This is a genomic window from Streptomyces sp. NPDC023573, from assembly GCF_055559735.1.
Genome location: NZ_JBVHKB010000008.1, coordinates 149,759 through 167,994, shown reverse-complemented (window position 1 = coordinate 167,994; position 18,236 = coordinate 149,759). Strand labels below are relative to the sequence as shown.

Below are 18,236 nucleotides of genomic sequence, written 5' to 3'. Positions count from 1 at the left end.
TCAACCGAGCTCGGGCCCGCCCCTCCTTGTTGTCCGGGAGGCGGCGGGCCTTCGCGTTTCCCCGGCCGTCCCGGCGCCGGACACTCCCTCGGGGCCCGGGGTGATGCCGGGCTCCGCCGGAAACGCGCGGGCGGCCTCCGGGTCCGGGTCGTCGACCTCGCCGGTCCCGAGTGCCCGCGCCACTGCCGCCGAGGCGTCCAGCCGGCGGCCCGAGCGCCGTCGTGCCTCGTAGCGCTCGTCGCCGAGCTCGCCGCGCGCCCGCTCCTCGCACTCGGCCCGGGGTCTTCCGTAGTGGACGGAGCCGAACAGCGGCAGGCCCACCGACGGCCAGATCCGGTCGGCCGCGCCCTGGAGCACCGCCGCCTCCGCCGCGTCCCCCTCGGCCACCGTGACGAGGGCCAGCAGCTCCATCGAGAGGACCGTGCCGAGCAGATCGTGGAAGGCGTGCGCGATGGACAGGGACTCCCCGAGCATCCGCCGCGCCCGCCCGCTCGCCCCGGACCGCAGGGCGGCGAAGCCCAGGACATACAGCGCGTAGGCCAGGACCCACCGCTCACCGTGGTCCTCGCAGATGTCGCGGACCTCGTCACAGATCGCCGCGGCCGCGCCCAGATCCCCGCGGAACGCCACGGCCATGCCCAGCTCGACCTGGGCCATCAGCACATTGCTGTTCAGTTCGCCGATCTCCCGGTAGCGCCCGAGCGCCTCGCGCAGCAGTTCCTCCGCGCGGACCGGGTCGTCCGTGACGAGGGAGAGGCAGCCCGTACGGTGCACGGCGTAGGCCACGGCGGTGGCGTCCCCCGAGTGCTCGCCCTCCTCGCGGCACTCCTGCAACGCCGACACCGCGCAGGCCGGGTCCCCCTGCAGCACGGCGACGTACCCGAGCACCCAGAGGGCCTTCAGCCGCGAGTGGTCGTAGGGGGACTCCGCCTCCAGGACGTGGTCCAGCCAGTGACGGCCCTCCGAGAGGCGTCCGCAGCCCACCCAGTGGAACCAGAGCGTGCCCGCCAGATACTGCGCGAGATGGACCTCCTCCGGGCTCTCCATCGAGCACTCCATCGCGCGGCGGAGGTTGGGCAGCTCGCTGTCGACCCGGGCGGCGGCCTCCGCCTGCCGTGGGCTGAACCAGTCGAGCTCGCACCAGGTGGCGAGCCCCAGATACCAGTCCCGGTGCCTGCGGCGCAGCCGCTCGGCGTCCCCCGTCGCGCGCAGCCACTCGGCGCCGTACTCCCGCACGGTGTCCAGCAGCCGGTAGCGGCTGCCGACGGCCGAGTCCTCGCGCAGCACCACGGACTGCGCCAGCAGTTCGTCCAGCACGTCCAGCACGGAGTCGACCGGCAGGCCGGGGCCGCTGCAGATGTACTCGACGGCCTCCAGGTCGAACTGTCCCGCGAACACCGAGAGCCGCGCCCACAGCAGCCGCTGCTCGGGAGTGCACAGTTCATGGCTCCAGCCGATGGCCGTACGCAGGGTCTGGTGGCGGGGGAGAGCGCTCGGACTGCCGCCGGTCAGCAGCCGGAAGCGGTCGTCCAGACGGTGCAGCACCTGCTCCATCGTCAGGGCCCGCAGCCGCCCCGCGGCGAGTTCCAGGGCCAGCGGAATGCCGTCGAGGCGGCTGCAGAGCTCCCGCGCGGTCTCCAGGTCGCCGCCGGCCGGCCCGAACCCGGGACACACCGCGGCGGCGCGCCGGGTGAAGAGTTCGAGGGCGTCGTCGTCCTTCATCGGCGGCAGCGGAAACGTGAGTTCGCCGTCCACCCGCAGGGGACGGCGCCCGGCCGCGAGCACCTGGAGCCGTGGAGCCCGGCGGAGCAGCTCCCGCACGAGTCCGGCGCAGGTGTCGGCGAGATGCTCGAAGCCGTCGATCACGAGCAGGAGCCGGCGCTCCGCGCAGTGCTCGACCAGCACGGTGCGGGGCGGCTTGCCGGTGTGGTCGGTGATTCCCAGCGCCTCCACCAGGGCGTGTTCGAGCAGCGCGGGGTCCTGGACGGCCGACAGCTCGGCGATCCAGACACCATCGCAGTACCGTTTCTCCATCAGGGCGGCCGCCCTGGTCACGAAGCGGGTCTTGCCGACCCCGGCCACCCCCGCCACGGTGACCAGCCTCGACTGCCGCAGGAGCGGCTCCAGTTCGGCCAGTTCGTCGTCGCGTCCCACGAAGGTGTTCAGCTCGGCCGGGAGATTTCCACGTACGGGGGCGGACTCCGCGTCGTCGGGCGTAGGGCGGGGGCGCTGAGGGCGTCGCATGAAACACGCAGAGTACTGGCACATAAGCTCTCCGTACAATCTCCCCACGTCCGGACCCGCGCTGCCCGCCCGTAATGCGGTACGGCGTCCGACGCCCGGCGCGATAGGCTCGGGGGACGACGATCGGCAGTGGTGGCAGCACGCCGCCGGCCGAGCAGTGACAGGCAGATACCGGCCGGGACAGGTCCCGGCCGATGCGGCGACGAGCAGAGAGCGGTGCACTGTGTCCGGTGGAGAGGTGGCCGGCATCCTGGTGGCTGTCTTCTGGGCGATCCTGGTTTCCTTCCTCGCCGTGGTACTGGTGAGACTGGCCCAGACGCTCAGGGCGACCACCGCGCTGGTGGCGGATGTGACGGAGCAGGCGGTCCCGCTGCTCGCCGACGCCTCGGCCACGCTGCGTTCCGCGCAGACCCAGCTGGACAAGGTCGACGCCATCGCGAGCGACGTCCAGGAGGTCACCTCCAACGCCTCGGCGCTCTCCACCACCGTCGCGTCGACCTTCGGCGGCCCGCTCGTGAAGGTCGCCGCGTTCGGCTACGGCGTGCGGCAGGCGATCGGCCGTCGTACCGCCGCCGAGCCCGAGCCCGCCCAGGCCCGCCGGACCTCCCGCCGCACCGTGATTGTCGGCCGTACCGTGCCGTCCGCCCGTGACAGGAAGCGGAACGGCCGAAGCTCCCGCGGACAGAAGGACTGACCCAGCGATGTTCCGCCGTACGTTCTGGTTCACCGCCGGCGCAGCCGCCGGTGTCTGGGCCACCACCAAGGTCAACCGCAAGATCCGGCAGCTGACCCCCGAGAGCCTCGCGGCGCAGGCCGCCGACAAGGCGCTCGAGGCAGGTCACAAGCTGAAGGACTTCGCCCTCGACGTGCGTGAGGGCATGGTCAGGCGCGAGGCCGAACTGGGCGGGGCGCTCGGCATCGAGGCACCGGCCGACCCCCAGCCCGCCCTCCAGCGAACACTCCCCTACAACTCGAACAACCGGAATGAGGACTACTGATGGAGTCGGCTGAAATCCGCCGCCGCTGGCTGAGCTTCTTCGAGGAGCGCGGTCACACCGTCGTGCCTTCGGCGTCGCTGATCGCGGACGACCCGACTCTGCTGCTGGTCCCCGCGGGCATGGTTCCCTTCAAGCCCTACTTCCTCGGCGAGGTCAAGCCGCCCGCCCCGCGCGTCACCAGCGTGCAGAAGTGCGTGCGTACGCCGGACATCGAAGAGGTCGGCAAGACCACCCGGCACGGCACGTTCTTCCAGATGTGCGGCAACTTCTCCTTCGGTGACTACTTCAAGGAAGGCGCCATCCAGTTCGCCTGGGAGGCCCTCACCAACTCCGTCGCCGACGGCGGCTTCGGCCTGGACCCCGAGCGTCTGTGGATCACGGTCTACCTCGACGACGACGAGGCCGAGCAGATCTGGCGCGAGAAGATCGGCGTCCCGGCCGAGCGCATCCAGCGCCTGGGCAAGAAGGACAACTTCTGGTCCATGGGCGTCCCCGGCCCCTGCGGCCCGTGCTCCGAGATCAACTACGACCGCGGTCCGGAGTTCGGCGTCGAGGGCGGCCCCGCCGTCAACGACGAGCGCTACGTGGAGATCTGGAACCTGGTCTTCATGCAGTACGAGCGCGGCGCCGGCGACGGCAAGGAGGACTTCCCGATCCTCGGCGACCTCCCGTCGCAGAACATCGACACGGGGCTCGGCCTCGAACGCCTCGCCATGATCCTGCAGGGCGTACAGAACATGTACGAGACCGACACCCTGCGCGTCGTCATGGACAAGGCCACCGAGCTCACGGGCGTGCGTTACGGCGCCGAGCAGGGCTCCGACGTCTCCCTCCGAGTCGTCGCCGACCACATCCGCACGTCGGTGATGCTCATCGGCGACGGCGTCACCCCGGGCAACGAGGGCCGTGGCTACGTCCTGCGCCGCATCATGCGCCGCGCCATCCGCAACATGCGCCTCATGGGCGCCACCGGGCCGGTCGTCCAGGAGCTCGTCGACGTCGTCATCGACACCATGGGGCAGCAGTACCCGGAGCTGATCACCGACCGCAAGCGCATCGAGACCGTCGCCCTCGCCGAGGAAGCCGCCTTCCTCAAGGCTCTCAAGGGCGGCACGAACATCCTCGACACCGCCGTCACGGAGACCAAGGCCTCCGGGGAGACGGTCCTCGCCGGCGACAAGGCGTTCCTGCTCCACGACACCTGGGGCTTCCCGATCGACCTCACGCTGGAAATGGCCGCCGAACAGGGCCTCTCCGTCGACGAGGAGGGCTTCCGCCGCCTGATGAAGGAGCAGCGGGAGCGCGCCAAGGCCGACGCCAAGGCCAAGAAGACGGGTCACGCCGACCTGTCGGCGTACCGCGAGGTCGCCGACAACTCCGGCGTCACCGAGTTCACCGGCTACACCAGCAACGAGGGCGAGTCGAAGATCGTCGGCCTGCTGGTCGACGGTGTGCCCTCGCCCGCCGCCTCCGAGGGCGACGAGGTCGAGGTCGTCCTCGACCGCACCCCCTTCTACGCCGAGGGCGGCGGCCAGCTCGCCGACCAGGGCCGCATCCGGCTCGACAGCGGCGCCGTCATCCAGGTCCGCGACGTGCAGCAGCCCGTGCCGGGCGTCTCGGTCCACAAGGGCTCGGTCCAGGTCGGCGAGGTGACGGTCGGCGCCTCCGCCTACGCCGCCATCGACAACACCCGCCGCCGCGCCATCGCCCGCGCCCACAGCGCCACGCACCTCACGCACCAGGCGCTGCGCGACGCCCTCGGCCCGACGGCCGCCCAGGCCGGCTCGGAGAACTCGCCGGGCCGCTTCCGCTTCGACTTCGGCTCGCCCGCCGCCGTACCCGGCACGGTCCTCACGGACGTCGAGCAGAAGATCAACGAGGTCCTCTCGCGGGAGCTCGACGTCCAGGCCGAGGTCATGTCCATCGACGACGCCAAGAAGCAGGGCGCCATCGCGGAGTTCGGCGAGAAGTACGGCGAGCGGGTCCGGGTCGTCACCATCGGCGACTTCTCCAAGGAGCTGTGCGGCGGTACGCACGTCCACAACACCTCCCAGCTGGGCCTGGTGAAGCTGCTCGGCGAGTCGTCCATCGGTTCGGGTGTGCGCCGCATCGAGGCCCTGGTCGGCGTCGACGCGTACAACTTCCTCGCCAAGGAGCACACGGTCGTCGCCCAGCTCCAGGAGCTGCTCAAGGGCCGCCCCGAGGAGCTCCCCGAGAAGATCTCCGGCATGCTCGGCAAGCTGAAGGACGCCGAGAAGGAGATCGAGAAGTTCCGCGCGGAGAAGGTCCTCCAGGCCGCCGCCGGCCTCGTGGAGTCGGCCAAGGACGTGCGCGGCGTCGCCCTGGTGACCGGACAGGTGCCGGACGGCACCACGGCCGACGACCTGCGCAAGCTGGTCCTCGACGTGCGCGGGCGCATCCAGGGCGGCCGGCCGGCCGTCGTGGCCCTGTTCACCACGGCCAACGGCCGCCCGCTGACGGTCATCGCCACCAACGAGGCGGCCCGCGAGCGCGGCCTCAAGGCCGGTGAACTGGTGCGCACCGCCGCCAAGACCCTCGGTGGCGGAGGCGGCGGCAAGCCGGACGTCGCCCAGGGCGGCGGCCAGAACCCGGACGCCATCGGCGACGCCGTCGCCGCTGTCGAACGCCTCGTCACCGAGACGGCGTGACGCCCGGCATGTCGCAGATGCGCCGTGGACGCCGGCTCGCCGTCGACGTCGGTGACGCCCGTATCGGGGTCGCGTCCTGCGACCCCGACGGGATCCTCGCCACGCCGGTGGAGACCGTGCCGGGACGCGACGTCCCGGCCGCCCACCGGCGGCTCGGGCAGATCGTCGCGGAGTACGAGCCGATCGAGGTCATCGTCGGGCTGCCCCGCTCCCTGGGCGGCGGGGAAGGCCCGGCTGCCGCCAAGGTCCGCGCGTTCGCGCAGGTGTTCGCCCAGGCGATCGCGCCGATTCCCGTACGTCTTCTGGACGAGAGGATGACCACAGTGACGGCCACTCAAGGGCTACGCGCTTCGGGCGTGAAGTCCAAGAAGGGCCGGTCTGTCATCGACCAGGCTGCCGCTGTGGTGATCCTTCAGAACGCTCTGGAGTCCGAACGGGCGTCAGGCACCCCACCCGGCGAGGGCGTCGAGGTGGCTGTCTGATCGCGATACGGTAACGTTCCGCGCGATGCGCCGGTGTTCGAACAGACACCGCACAGCAAAGCGAAGAGACGGAGCGTCGTCTCGCGGCTCAAGGGGATCGATGACTGAGTATGGCCGGGGCTCCGGCTCCGAACCGTGGCATCCCGAGGACCCCTTGTACGGGGACCAGGGATGGGGAGGCCGTCAGGCTGCCCACGGCCAGGGCCAGTACGAAGGCCAGCAGCAGCCCTACGCCCAGGACCCGTACGCCCAGCAGGGCTACCAGCAGGACCCGTACGCGCAGCAGCAGCCGCCGCAGCACCAGCAGCACGACCCGTACGCGCAGCAGCAGCACCAGCAGCACGATCCGTACGCGCAGCAGCAGCACCAGCAGCCGTACGGCGCGCCGCAGGACCCCTACGCCCAGCAGCAGCCGCAGTACGACGGCGGCTGGGACACCGGCCAGCAGGCGGCGATGCCGTACGGGGCGCAGCAGCCCGCGTACGGCGACAACCCCGGCTACGGCGAGCAGGGGGACTACTACGGCACCTCCGAGGCATACCCTCCGCCGCAGCCCCCGGGGCATCGCGAGGAACCCGGCCGGCAGCAGGCTCCGGACTGGGATCCGGAGGCGCCGCAGGACGAGACGCATCCCTTCTTCACCGGCGAGGACGCACCGGCCGACGCGCGCGGTTCCCGCGAAGACGACGAGTACGACGACGACCCGCGCGAGTCCCGCCGGGGCGACGGCGAGCGCCGTGGCAAGGGCAAGAAGAAGAGCCGCAACGGCTGTGCCTGCCTGGGCGTCGCGGCGGTCCTCGTCGCCGGCCTCGGGGGAGTGGGCTACTTCGGCTACTCGTTCTACCAGGGTCAGTTCGGTGAGGCCCCGGACTACGAGGGTTCCGGCACGGGCTCGGTCGAGGTGGAGATCCCCGAGGGCGCTCTGGGCAACGAGATCGCCAACATCCTGAAGAAGGCAGGCGTCGTCAAATCCGTCGATGCCTTCGTCTCGGCGCAGAACGGGAATCCCAAGGGGGGCTCCCTGCAGGCCGGCGTTTACCTCCTGAAGAAGGGGATGTCCGCCGACAGTGCCATCGAATTGATGCTGGACCCGAAGAGCCAGAACGCGCTGGTTATTCCCGAGGGAACGAGCACCATCGGCATCTATGCGGCGATCGACAAGAGGCTAGAGCTGAAGGCCGGCACCACGGCCAAGGTCGCGAAGACGAAGGCCGAAAGCCTGGGGCTGCCTGAATGGGCAGATGGCGATCCCAAGGTCAAGGATCCGCTGGAAGGTTTCCTTTTCCCGGCCGCGTACGCGGTTCCCAAGAGCTCGAAGCCCGAGGACGCCCTGAAAAAGATGGTGACCCGGGCCAACAAGGAGTACGGGAAGCTTGATCTTGAGCAGAACGCCAAGAAGCTGAACCTGGACTCGCCGCTCGACCTCATCACTGTCGCGAGCCTTGTTCAGAAAGAGGGTAAGTACAAGCACGATTTCGACAAGGTCGCGAGAGTCGTCTACAACCGGCTCAAGCCGGACAACCTCGAAACCGTCGGCCGGCTCGAATTCGACTCGACAATCAATTACATTCGGGACGAGAGCACGCTGGACGTGGGTGCCGTGGATGCACTGCGGGAGATCGATGATCCGTACAACACGTACAGAATCAAGGGGCTTCCGCTCGGCCCGATCAGCAACCCTGGCGCTGACGCGCTGCAGTCGGCGATCAACCCCGCGTCCGGCCCCTGGTACTACTTCGTCTCCGTCACCGAGGACAAGACACTGTTTGCGGTGACGAACGAGGAGCACGAACGCAACCGCGACAAGTACGAAGAGAACAAGGCGGACCAGTGAGTGCCAACCGCCGGGCAGCCGTCCTCGGCTCGCCCATCGCCCACTCCCTCTCGCCCGTCCTGCACCGCGCGGCATACGCGGAACTCGGTCTGGACAACTGGACGTACGAGCGCTTCGACGTGGACGAGGCGGCGCTCCCCGGCTTCGTCGAAGGGCTGGACCAGTCCTGGGCGGGGCTCTCCCTGACCATGCCGCTCAAGCGGGCGATCCTCCCGCTGCTGGACGGCGTCAGCGACACGGCGGCGTCCGTCGAGACCGTCAACACCGTCGTCTTCACCGAGGACGGCCGCAGACTCGGCGACAACACGGACATCCCCGGCATGGTTGCCGCCCTGCACGAACGCGGGGTAGAGAAGGTCGAGTCCGCCGCCGTCCTGGGCGCCGGCGCCACGGCATCCTCGGCGCTGGCCGCGCTCTCCGTGATCTGTACGGGCCCGGTCACCGCCTACGTGCGCAGTGCGGCACGGGCCGACGAGATGCGCGGCTGGGGCGAGCGCCTCGGCGTCGACGTCAGGATCACGGACTGGGCCAGGGCCGACGAGGCCCTGCATGCCCCCCTGGTGATCGCCACCACGCCGGCCGGCACGACGGACGCCCTGGCGGACGCAGTCCCGACCGCCCCCGGCACTCTGTTCGATGTGCTGTACGAGCCCTGGCCGACGGCCCTCGCCTCTCGCTGGTCGGCGGCCGGGGGGACGGTCGTCGGAGGGCTGGACCTCCTCGTCCATCAGGCGGTTCTCCAGGTCGAGCAGATGACCGTTCGGAGCCCCGGCCCGCTCCGTGCCATGCGGGCGGCAGGCGAGCAGGCACTCGCGGCGCGCGAACCCCGGTAGACCGGTCCGGATCGGGCCGTCAAACGTCCGTCTGCTGGACCGGCGGCCGGTGGGCCCTCCCGTCGTGGGAGGATCGGGGGCGGCGGGCCAGGGCCGCGCACCCGGTCGCGCCGTTGCAGTTTCAGGCGCGAGCATGAGGGAGCACCGTTGAGCAGGTTGCGCTGGCTGACCGCCGGAGAGTCGCACGGCCCCGCACTGGTGGCGACGCTGGAGGGTCTTCCCGCCGGTATCCCCGTCACCACGGAGATGGTGGCGGACGCGCTCGCCAGGCGACGGCTCGGTTACGGGCGCGGCGCCCGGATGAAGTTCGAGCGGGACGAGGTCACCTTCCTCGGAGGGGTCCGGCACGGCCTGACCATGGGCTCGCCGGTCGCCGTCATGGTGGGCAACACCGAGTGGCCCAAGTGGGAGCAGGTCATGTCGGCCGATCCCGTCGACCCCGACGTGCTGGCCGCGCAGGCCCGTAACGCCCCGCTGACCCGTCCCAGGCCCGGCCACGCCGACCTGGCCGGGATGCAGAAGTACGGCTTCGACGAGGCCCGGCCGGTCCTGGAGCGTGCGAGCGCCCGGGAGACCGCCGCCCGTGTCGCCCTCGGCGCCGTCGCCCGCTCCTACCTCAAGGAGACCGCGGGCATCGAGATCGTCTCCCACGTCGTCGAGCTGGCCGCGGCCAAGGCGCCCCACGGTGTCTACCCCAAGCCTTCCGACGTCGAGCGGCTCGACGCCGACCCCGTGCGCTGCCTGGACGCCGACGCGTCAGAGGCGATGGTCGCGGAGATCGACCAGGCCCACAAGGACGGCGACACCCTCGGAGGAGTCGTCGAGGTGCTCGCCTACGGCGTCCCCGTCGGCCTCGGCTCGCACGTCCACTGGGACCGCAGGCTCGACGCCCGTCTCGCCGCCGCGCTGATGGGCATCCAGGCCATCAAGGGCGTCGAGGTCGGCGACGGCTTCGACCTCGCCCGGGTACCCGGCTCCAAGGCGCACGACGAGATCGTGGCCACCGAGACCGGCATCAAGCGCACCTCCGGCCGCTCCGGCGGCACCGAGGGCGGGCTGACGACCGGTGAGCTGCTGCGGGTCCGCGCGGCGATGAAGCCCATCGCCACCGTGCCCCGCGCGCTCGCCACGGTCGATGTCGTCACCGGCGAGGCGACCAAGGCCCACCACCAGCGCTCCGACGTGTGCGCCGTCCCGGCCGCCGGGATCGTCGCCGAGGCGATGGTCGCCCTGGTGCTGGCCGACGCGGTGGCGGAGAAGTTCGGCGGTGACAGCGTCGCCGAGACCCACCGCAACGTGCAGTCGTTCCTCTCCCACCTCCAGATCCGGTGAGCGGCCCGCTGATCGTCCTGGTGGGCCCGATGGGGGTGGGCAAGTCCACGGTGGGTGAACTGCTCGCCGACCGGCTGGGCAGTTCCTACCGCGACACCGACGCGGACGTCGTCGCCACGGCGGGCAAGGCCATCCCGGAGATCTTCTTCGACGACGGCGAGGAGCGTTTCCGCGCGCTCGAACGGCAGGCTGTGCGGGACGCGATCGAAGGTCACACCGGCGTCCTCGCCCTCGGCGGCGGCGCGGTGCTCGACGCGGAGACCCGTGCGCTGCTCGGCGGTCACCGGGTCGTCTATCTCTCCATGGATGTGGACGAGGCCGTACGGAGGGTCGGGCTGAACACCGCCCGCCCCCTCCTCGCCGTCAACCCGCGACGGCAGTGGCGCGAGCTCATGGACGCCCGGCGCCCCCTCTACGAAGAGGTGGCGTCCGTCACCGTCGCCACTGACGAACGCGCTCCCGAAGAGGTCGCCCAGGCGGTCCTCGACGCACTGGAACTGCCGGAGCGCACAGACGGGCCCGCCCCGTCCGACCAGGAGAAGACACGCATGACCGAGCAGGGCACCACACGCATCCAGATCGCCGGCACGGCAGGCACCGACCCGTACGAGGTGCTCGTCGGCCGCCAGCTCCTCGGCGAGCTGCCCAACCTCATCGGTGACCGCGCCAAGCGGGTCGCCGTCCTGCACCCCGAGGCGCTCGCCGAGACCGGCGAGGCGGTCCGTGAGGACCTCGCCTCCCAGGGTTACGAGGCCATCGCCATCCAGCTGCCGAACGCCGAGGAGGCCAAGACCGTCGAGGTCGCCGCCTACTGCTGGAAGGCGCTCGGCCAGACGGGGTTCACCCGCACCGACGTCATCGTCGGCATCGGCGGGGGTGCCACCACCGACGTCGCGGGCTTCGTCGCCGCCTCCTGGCTGCGCGGGGTGCGCTGGATCGCCGTACCGACGACCGTGCTCGGCATGGTCGACGCGGCGGTCGGCGGCAAGACCGGCATCAACACCGCCGAGGGCAAGAACCTCGTGGGCGCCTTCCACCCGCCGGCCGGCGTGCTCTGCGACCTCGCCGCGCTGGACTCGCTGCCGGTCAACGACTACGTCTCCGGCATGGCCGAGATCATCAAGGCCGGCTTCATCGCCGACCCGGTCATCCTGGACCTCGTCGAGGCCGACCCCCAGGGCGCCCGTACGCCCGCCGGGCCGCACACCGCGGAGCTGATCGAGCGTTCCATCCGGGTGAAGGCCGAGGTCGTCTCCAGCGACCTCAAGGAGTCCGGCCTGAGGGAGATCCTCAACTACGGCCACACCCTCGCCCACGCCATCGAGAAGAACGAGCGCTACAAGTGGCGTCACGGGGCGGCCGTCTCGGTCGGCATGGTCTTCGCCGCGGAGCTGGGCCGGCTCGCGGGACGCCTCGACGACGCCACCGCCGACCGGCACCGCGCCGTCCTGGAGTCCGTCGGGCTGCCGCTCACCTACCGAGGTGACCAGTGGCCCAAGCTCCTGGAGAACATGAAGGTCGACAAGAAGTCCCGCGGCGACCTGCTGCGCTTCATCGTCCTGGACGGCATCGGCAAGCCCACCGTGCTGGAGGGTCCCGACCCGGCCGTCCTGCTCGCCGCCTACGGGGAGGTCTCCGCGTGACGACCCGCAGGGTCCTCGTGCTCAACGGCCCGAACCTCGGACGTCTCGGCTCCCGCGAGCCCGACGTCTACGGGGCGACGTCCTACGCGGGTCTGGTCGAGACCTGCCGGACACTCGGCAAGGAGCTCGGGTTCGACGTCGACGTCCGCGAGACCAACGACGAGGGCGAACTGATCCGCTGGCTCCACGAGGCGGCGGACGGTTCGGTCCCGGTCGTCCTCAACCCCGGCGCCTTCACGCACTATTCGTACGGAATGCGGGACGCGGCGGCCCAGCGCACCGCTCCGCTGATCGAGGTGCACATCTCGAATCCGTACGCGCGCGAGGAGTTCCGCCACACCTCGGTGGTCGCCCCGGTGGCCACCGGGACCGTGGCGGGCTTCGGGATCGGCTCCTACCGGCTCGCCCTGCGGGCCCTGGCCGACGAACTGACGGGCTGACACCGGGCACTTCGTACCTTCCCCGCCCGTTCACCGAGTGGCGGCCGGGGAAGGTACGGTTGCCGTCGACCAGCGCCAGTTGCCTGCACGAGACGGAGTGGCACCGGATGCAGCACGCAGTGGGGGCTCCGCTGCCGCCGCCCCAAGGTCCCGGGAACGGGCCGTGGACGCACCAGGCCCAGCACCAGGGCCACCCCGGCCAGGCGGGGCCGCCTCCTCCTCCCATGGCTCCCGGGCCCCGGCCGCAGGCGCCCGCGCCCCAGCACGCCCCGGCGCCGCCCTCCCGGGAGACCACCGGGCACATCCAGCTGCCGCCCGGCGGCCCCGTCCCGCTGCCCGCGCCGCCCGCCGAGGCGGGCACCGGCGCCGCGACCCTGGCCGTGCTGCTGATCGGGCCCGCGGGAGCGGGGAAGACCACGGTCGCCAAGCTCTGGGCGGGCCGCCGCCGGGTTCCCACCGCGCACGTCTCGCTGGACGACGTCCGCGAATGGGTCTGCTCCGGCTTCGCCGACCCGCAGGCCGGATGGAACGACCACTCGGAGGCGCAGTACCGCCTGGCCCGGCGCACCTGCGGCTTCGCCGCCCGTAATTTCCTGGCCAACGGCATCTCCTGCATCCTCGACGACGCCGTCTTCCCCGACCGGCCCGTCGTCGGCCTCGGCGGCTGGAAGCGCCACGTGGGCCCCGGCCTGCTGCCGGTGGTCCTCCTGCCCGGCCTGGAGGTCGTCCTGGAGCGCAACGCGGCACGCAGCGGGAACCGCAGGCTCTCCGACGAGGAAGTCGCCAGGATCCACGGCCGCATGGCCGGGTGGTACGGCTCCGGCCTGCCGATCATCGACAACTCCACCTACGACGTGGAGACGACCGCCCGGGTCCTCGACGACGTCCTGGCCCGCTCCATAGCCAGCCCCCCGGCCTGGTAGCGGCCGCGCCGTCCCCGGTCGGGTGCGCTGACCGGGCGGGGCCCGGCCCGCGCTCGTAGGCTCGGAAACATGTCAGAGGTGTACGCCGTCCGACGCGGGCAGCTGCGTGACCGGTACGCCGCCGCCGGTTCCGCGGCCGCCCTGGTCTCCCGCCCCGCCAACGTCCGCTATCTCGCGGGCGGTGCCCCGCCCGGCGCCGTGCTGTTGCTCGGCCCCGGCGAGGACGTCCTGCTCTGTCCCCGCGCGCCGACCGGGGACCCCGCCCACGGCCGTCCCGACGAGGGCCTGCGACTGACCGTGCTCCCCGGGGCCGACAGCGACCCGGTGATCGCGGCGGCCGAGCTCGCCGGCGGCCTGGGCGCCGAATCCCTGTCGGTCGAGGAACACGACCTGACCGTCTCCCGCCACCGCGCCATGAGTGCTGTCGCGCCCCGCCTGCGTCTCGAGGACCTGGGCAGCACGGTGGAGCAGCTTCGTCTCGTGAAGGACGAGGAGGAGATCGCCTGCCTGCGGATCGCCGCGGAGATCACCGACCAGGCGCTCGGCGAACTCCTCGAATCCATCCTGGTGGGGCGGACGGAACGCCATCTCGCCCTGGAGCTGGAACGCCGGTTGGTGGACCACGGTGCCGACGGCCCGGCTTTCGCCACCTCGGTGGGGACAGGCCCCCACTCCGGTCTGGGCCGTCACCGGCCCACCGACCGCAGGGTCGAGGAAGGTGATTTCCTCTCCGTCTGCCTGGGAGCGAACTACCGCGGCTACCGCTGCGAGATCGGCCGGACCTTCGTCATCGGGACCAGTCCCGCAGACTGGCAGATCGAGCTCTACGACCTTGTTTTCGCCGCTCAGAGGGCCGGCAGAGAGGCTCTGGTGCCCGGCGCCGCCTGCCGCGACGTGGACCGTGCGGCCCGCCATCTCCTGGACTCCGCGGGTCACGCCGACTGCCTCCAGCCCAGCACCGGGCACGGGGTCGGGCTCGAAATCGACGAGGACCCGCAGTTGGCACCGACAGCCATGGGTAAACTGGACGCTTGTGTGCCGGTCACCGTCGAACCGGGGGTCCACCTCCCGGGCCGGGGCGGTGTCCGGATCGATGACACGCTCGTCGTGCGCCCCGAGGCGGACGGCGGACCCGAGCTACTCACCATTACGACCAAGGAGCTGCTCGCGCTCTAGGGGAACTCCTCGCGGAGGACCCCGGGCGCGCACCCTCGGTCGTCCACCAGCTTCAGTCCAGGAGATTCCGCAACCGTGGCTTCCACGAACGACCTCAAGAACGGCCTGGTGCTCAAGCTCGACGGAGGCCAGCTCTGGTCCGTCGTCGAGTTCCAGCACGTCAAGCCCGGCAAGGGCCCTGCCTTCGTGCGCACCAAGCTCAAGAACGTGCTCTCCGGCAAGGTCGTCGACAAGACGTTCAACGCCGGTGTGAAGGTCGAGACGGCCACCATCGACCGCCGCGACATGCAGTTCTCGTACATGGACGGCGAGTACTTCGTCTTCATGGACATGGACACGTACGACCAGCTCATGGTCGACCGCAAGGCCGTCGGCGACGCCGCCAACTTCCTGATCGAGGGCTTCACCGCCTCCGTGGCGCAGCACGAGGGCGAGGTGCTCTACGTCGAGCTGCCCGCCGCGGTCGAGCTGGTCGTCAAGCACACCGACCCGGGCGTCCAGGGCGACCGCTCCACCGGTGGCACGAAGCCCGCCACCTTGGAGACCGACTACGAGATCGGTGTCCCGCTCTTCATCACCACCGGCGAGAAGATCAAGGTCGACACCCGTACGGGCGACTACCTCGGCCGGGTGAACAGCTAACCGTGGCTGCCCGGAACAAGGCCCGCAAGCGCGCCTTCCAGATCCTTTTCGAGGCCGACCAGCGCGGTGAGTCCGTGCAGACGGTCCTCGCGGACTGGGTGCGGCTCTCGCGGACCGACGACCGTCAGCCGCCGGTCGGTGAATTCACGATGGAGCTGGTCGAGGGGTACGCGCAGTACGCGGACCGGATCGACGACCTCATCGTCACCTATGCCGTGGACTGGGAGATCGACCGCATGCCGGTCGTCGACCGGAGCATCCTGCGGCTCGGGGCGTACGAGCTGATCTGGATGGACTCGACCCCGGACGCCGTGGTGATCGACGAGGCGGTCCAGCTCGCCAAGGAGTTCTCGACCGACGACTCCCCGGCCTTCGTGAACGGCCTGCTGGCCCGGTTCAAGGACCTCAAGCCGAATCTCCGCCGGGAGCAGTAGCCTCCGGCGGCGACAGAGCCGGACGAAGGGCCCACGGTCGCACGCGACCGTGGGCCCTTCGGCGTCTTCGCCCCGGCCGCGGCGGACGGGCCAGGACATGAGAACGCCGGGCCGGCGGGGTCCTGGAGACTCCGCCGGCCCGGCGTTCACGCTCTTGGTGGTGCTGGTGGTCAGCCCTCGTCGTGGGCCACGGCGCGACGCGCGTCGGCGTCCAGCACGCCCCAGCTGATCAGCTGCTCCGTGAGCACGGACGGCGACTGGTCGTAGATCACGGCCAGGGTGCGCAGGTCGTCCTGGCGGATCGACAGCACCTTGCCGTTGTAGTCGCCGCGCTGGCTCTGGATCGTCGCCGCGTAACGCTGCAGCGGTCCGGCCTTCTCCGGCGGCACGTGGGCGAGGCGCTCGAGGTCGAGGACCAGCTTCGGCGGCGGCTCGGCGGCACCGCCGGGAGTCGTACCGGGCAGGAGCTCCTGGACCGGAACGCCGTAGAAGTCGGCCAGCTCGGCAAGGCGCTGAACGGTCACGGCGCGGTCGCCGCGCTCGTAGGAACCGACCACGACGGCCTTCCAGCGGCCCTGCGACTTCTCCTCCACGCCGTGGAGGGAGAGGCCTTGCTGGGTGCGGATGGCGCGGAGCTTGGCCCCGAGCTGCTTTGCGTATTCGCTGGACATGAGGCTCCCCGGACGCTGGAACATTCTGCGGCTGGGCCGCGTGGCTGGTAACTCACTGTGAGGTTACGCAGCGTTACTTGGCTGCGTCAAGCCGAAAGGTCCGGACTGCGGCCTCCCGGGGGCGGGGCCAGGGCCTCGCACAAGCCCTGGTAACGTGGATGACGCAATTTCGACGTCCTTTAACGTCCGTCCAGTGAGGCGGAGAAGGAGGTCCGTTTCTTATGGACGCACAGCATGACCACACCGGCAATGCGGCACGCCCCGTTCTCGAGGCTCCCGACATCGCCCGGGTACTGACCCGGATCGCCCACGAGATCGTCGAACGCGCCAAGGGCGCCGACGACGTGGTGCTGCTCGGCATCCCGACACGCGGGGTCTTCCTCGCCCGTCGGCTCGCCGGAAAGCTCGAAGAGATCACCGGCCGGAAGACGCCGGTCGGGTCACTCGACATCACGATGTACCGCGACGACCTGCGGATGCGCCCGGCGCGTGCCCTCGCACGCACCGAGATCCCCGGTGAGGGCATCGAGGGCAGCCTCGTCGTGCTCGTCGACGACGTGCTCTTCTCCGGCCGCACGATCCGCGCCGCACTCGACGCGCTCGGCGACATCGGCCGGCCCCGTGCCGTACAGCTCGCGGTCCTCGTCGACCGGGGCCACCGCGAACTCCCGATCCGTGCCGACTACGTCGGCAAGAACCTCCCCACGTCGCTGCGGGAGACGGTCAAGGTCCAGCTCGCCGAGGAGGACGGCCGCGACGCCGTGCTGCTCGGTGTCAAGCAGACCGTCCCGGCAGGCGAGCAGTAGCCGAGTCCCGTCCCGTGTGCGCCCCATCGGCCGCACGGCTGCTTCCGCACGCCCGCCTGCCTGATCCCTCCACCCTTCACGGAGACTCCCAGATGCTGCGCCCTCCCGGGGACAACCCCCGGACACCCCGCCACCTCATCTCGGCCGCAGACCTCACCCGCGACGACGCCGTCCTGATCCTCGACACCGCCGAGGAGATGGCGAGGGTCGCGGACCGGCCGATCAAGAAGCTTCCCACCCTGCGTGGACGAACGGTCGTCAACCTCTTCTTCGAGGACTCGACCCGGACGCGGATCTCGTTCGAGGCCGCCGCCAAGCGCCTCTCCGCCGACGTCATCAACTTCTCCGCGAAGGGCTCCTCCGTCTCCAAGGGAGAGTCGCTCAAGGACACCGCGCTGACCCTGGAGGCCATGGGCGCCGACGCCGTCGTCATCCGGCACGGCGCCTCCGGGGCCCCGTACCGCCTAGCGACCTCCGGCTGGATCGACAGCGCCGTCGTCAACGCGGGGGACGGCACGCACGAGCACCCCACCCAGGCCCTGCTCGACGCCTTCACGATGCGCCGCAGGCTCGTCGGGCCCGACGCGGGCATCGGCCGGGACCTCGAAGGCCGCCGGATCACGATCGTCGGAGACATCCTGCACAGCCGTGTGGCCCGCTCCAACGTGCACCTGCTGCACACGCTGGGCGCCCACGTCACCCTGGTGGCCCCGCCCACCCTCGTGCCCGTCGGCGTCGAGCAGTGGCCCTGCGACGTCAGCTACCGCCTCGACGCCGTGCTTCCGAAGTCCGACGCCGTCATGATGCTCCGTGTGCAGCGGGAGCGGATGAACGCCGCCTACTTCCCGACCGAGCGCGAGTACTCCCGCCGCTACGGCCTGGACGGCGAACGCATGGCGCGGATGCCCGAGCACGCCATCGTGATGCACCCCGGCCCGATGGTCCGCGGCATGGAGATCACCGCAGAGGTCGCGGACTCCGACCGCTGCACCGCCGTCGAGCAGGTCGCGAACGGCGTCTCCACCCGCATGGCCGTCCTGTACCTGCTGCTGGGCGGTTCCGAGACCGCCCTGCCGTCCGCCTCCGCCCGTACCGAGGAGAACAAGTAA

17 protein-coding genes are annotated in these 18,236 nt (G+C 70.8%); 15 read left to right on the top strand and 2 right to left on the bottom strand.

The annotated features are described in order from the left end of the window. Window positions 1-2,244, bottom strand: coding sequence for an ATP-binding protein (locus ACZ32T_RS25315; RefSeq protein WP_467369184.1), 2,244 nt, complete (start codon window positions 2,242-2,244; stop codon window positions 1-3). Between the two features lie 238 nt (window positions 2,245-2,482). Here ACZ32T_RS25315 and ACZ32T_RS25310 point away from each other — a divergent pair, with 238 nt between their 5' ends. The 13 genes from ACZ32T_RS25310 to nusB all read left to right on the top strand — a co-directional run bounded on the left by ACZ32T_RS25310 (window position 2,483) and on the right by nusB (window position 15,650). After that, entirely contained in the window at window positions 2,483-2,938 is a 456-nt protein-coding gene (locus tag ACZ32T_RS25310; RefSeq protein ID WP_467265068.1) for a DUF948 domain-containing protein, read from the top strand. 7 nt (window positions 2,939-2,945) lie between these two features. After that, complete coding sequence (locus ACZ32T_RS25305) at window positions 2,946-3,242, top strand: hypothetical protein (protein ID WP_467369182.1); 297 nt, start codon at window positions 2,946-2,948, stop codon at window positions 3,240-3,242. Continuing rightward, window positions 3,242-5,911 (top strand): alanine--tRNA ligase, encoded by a 2,670-nt coding sequence (alaS, locus tag ACZ32T_RS25300; protein ID WP_467264844.1) that lies wholly within the window; start codon window positions 3,242-3,244, stop codon window positions 5,909-5,911. Before ACZ32T_RS25305 ends, alaS begins: the two co-directional genes overlap by 1 nt. A gap of 8 nt (window positions 5,912-5,919) precedes the next feature. Further along, a complete protein-coding gene (ruvX, locus tag ACZ32T_RS25295; protein WP_356712737.1) occupies window positions 5,920-6,393 on the top strand; it encodes a Holliday junction resolvase RuvX in 474 nt (157 codons plus the stop codon). Between the two features lie 100 nt (window positions 6,394-6,493). Continuing rightward, window positions 6,494-8,227 (top strand): endolytic transglycosylase MltG, encoded by a 1,734-nt coding sequence (gene mltG, locus ACZ32T_RS25290; RefSeq protein ID WP_467369180.1) that lies wholly within the window; start codon window positions 6,494-6,496, stop codon window positions 8,225-8,227. Next, window positions 8,224-9,060, top strand: a complete 837-nt coding sequence (locus tag ACZ32T_RS25285; RefSeq protein ID WP_467369178.1) for a shikimate dehydrogenase — start codon at window positions 8,224-8,226, stop codon at window positions 9,058-9,060. The genes mltG and ACZ32T_RS25285 overlap by 4 nt, the downstream gene beginning before the upstream one ends. Before the next feature lie 147 nt (window positions 9,061-9,207). Further along, complete coding sequence (gene aroC, locus ACZ32T_RS25280; RefSeq protein ID WP_467264850.1) at window positions 9,208-10,392, top strand: chorismate synthase; 1,185 nt, start codon at window positions 9,208-9,210, stop codon at window positions 10,390-10,392. Further along, window positions 10,389-12,035, top strand: coding sequence for a 3-dehydroquinate synthase (gene aroB, locus ACZ32T_RS25275; protein ID WP_467369177.1), 1,647 nt, complete (start codon window positions 10,389-10,391; stop codon window positions 12,033-12,035). The genes aroC and aroB overlap by 4 nt, the downstream gene beginning before the upstream one ends. Next, window positions 12,032-12,475, top strand: coding sequence for a type II 3-dehydroquinate dehydratase (gene aroQ / locus ACZ32T_RS25270; protein ID WP_467369175.1), 444 nt, complete (start codon window positions 12,032-12,034; stop codon window positions 12,473-12,475). The genes aroB and aroQ overlap by 4 nt, the downstream gene beginning before the upstream one ends. 107 nt (window positions 12,476-12,582) lie before the next feature. After that, window positions 12,583-13,398 carry a Pro-rich N-terminal domain-containing protein gene (locus tag ACZ32T_RS25265; RefSeq protein ID WP_467369173.1) on the top strand — a complete coding sequence of 272 codons (816 nt, stop codon included), beginning with the start codon at window positions 12,583-12,585 and terminating at the stop codon, window positions 13,396-13,398. 69 nt (window positions 13,399-13,467) lie between these two features. After that, window positions 13,468-14,574 (top strand): M24 family metallopeptidase, encoded by a 1,107-nt coding sequence (locus ACZ32T_RS25260; protein WP_467369171.1) that lies wholly within the window; start codon window positions 13,468-13,470, stop codon window positions 14,572-14,574. Window positions 14,575-14,649: 75 nt separating this feature from the next. After that, the gene (gene efp / locus ACZ32T_RS25255; RefSeq protein WP_467264859.1) at window positions 14,650-15,216 is read left to right on the top strand and encodes an elongation factor P; all 567 of its coding nucleotides are present in this window, start codon (window positions 14,650-14,652) and stop codon (window positions 15,214-15,216) included. Between the two features lie 2 nt (window positions 15,217-15,218). Then, complete coding sequence (gene nusB / locus ACZ32T_RS25250) at window positions 15,219-15,650, top strand: transcription antitermination factor NusB (RefSeq protein ID WP_031097763.1); 432 nt, start codon at window positions 15,219-15,221, stop codon at window positions 15,648-15,650. A gap of 170 nt (window positions 15,651-15,820) precedes the next feature. Here the strand turns inward: nusB and bldD are convergent, their stop codons facing one another. After that, window positions 15,821-16,321, bottom strand: a complete 501-nt coding sequence (gene bldD, locus ACZ32T_RS25245; protein ID WP_014157378.1) for a transcriptional regulator BldD — start codon at window positions 16,319-16,321, stop codon at window positions 15,821-15,823. Between the two features lie 221 nt (window positions 16,322-16,542). Between bldD and pyrR the strand changes: the two genes are divergently transcribed. Both pyrR and ACZ32T_RS25235 read left to right on the top strand, forming a co-directional pair. Next, window positions 16,543-17,127 carry a bifunctional pyr operon transcriptional regulator/uracil phosphoribosyltransferase PyrR gene (gene pyrR, locus ACZ32T_RS25240; RefSeq protein ID WP_362929224.1) on the top strand — a complete coding sequence of 195 codons (585 nt, stop codon included), beginning with the start codon at window positions 16,543-16,545 and terminating at the stop codon, window positions 17,125-17,127. 92 nt (window positions 17,128-17,219) lie between these two features. Further along, window positions 17,220-18,236: an aspartate carbamoyltransferase catalytic subunit gene (locus tag ACZ32T_RS25235; RefSeq protein ID WP_467264862.1), complete on the top strand. Its 1,017-nt coding sequence runs from the start codon at window positions 17,220-17,222 to the stop codon at window positions 18,234-18,236.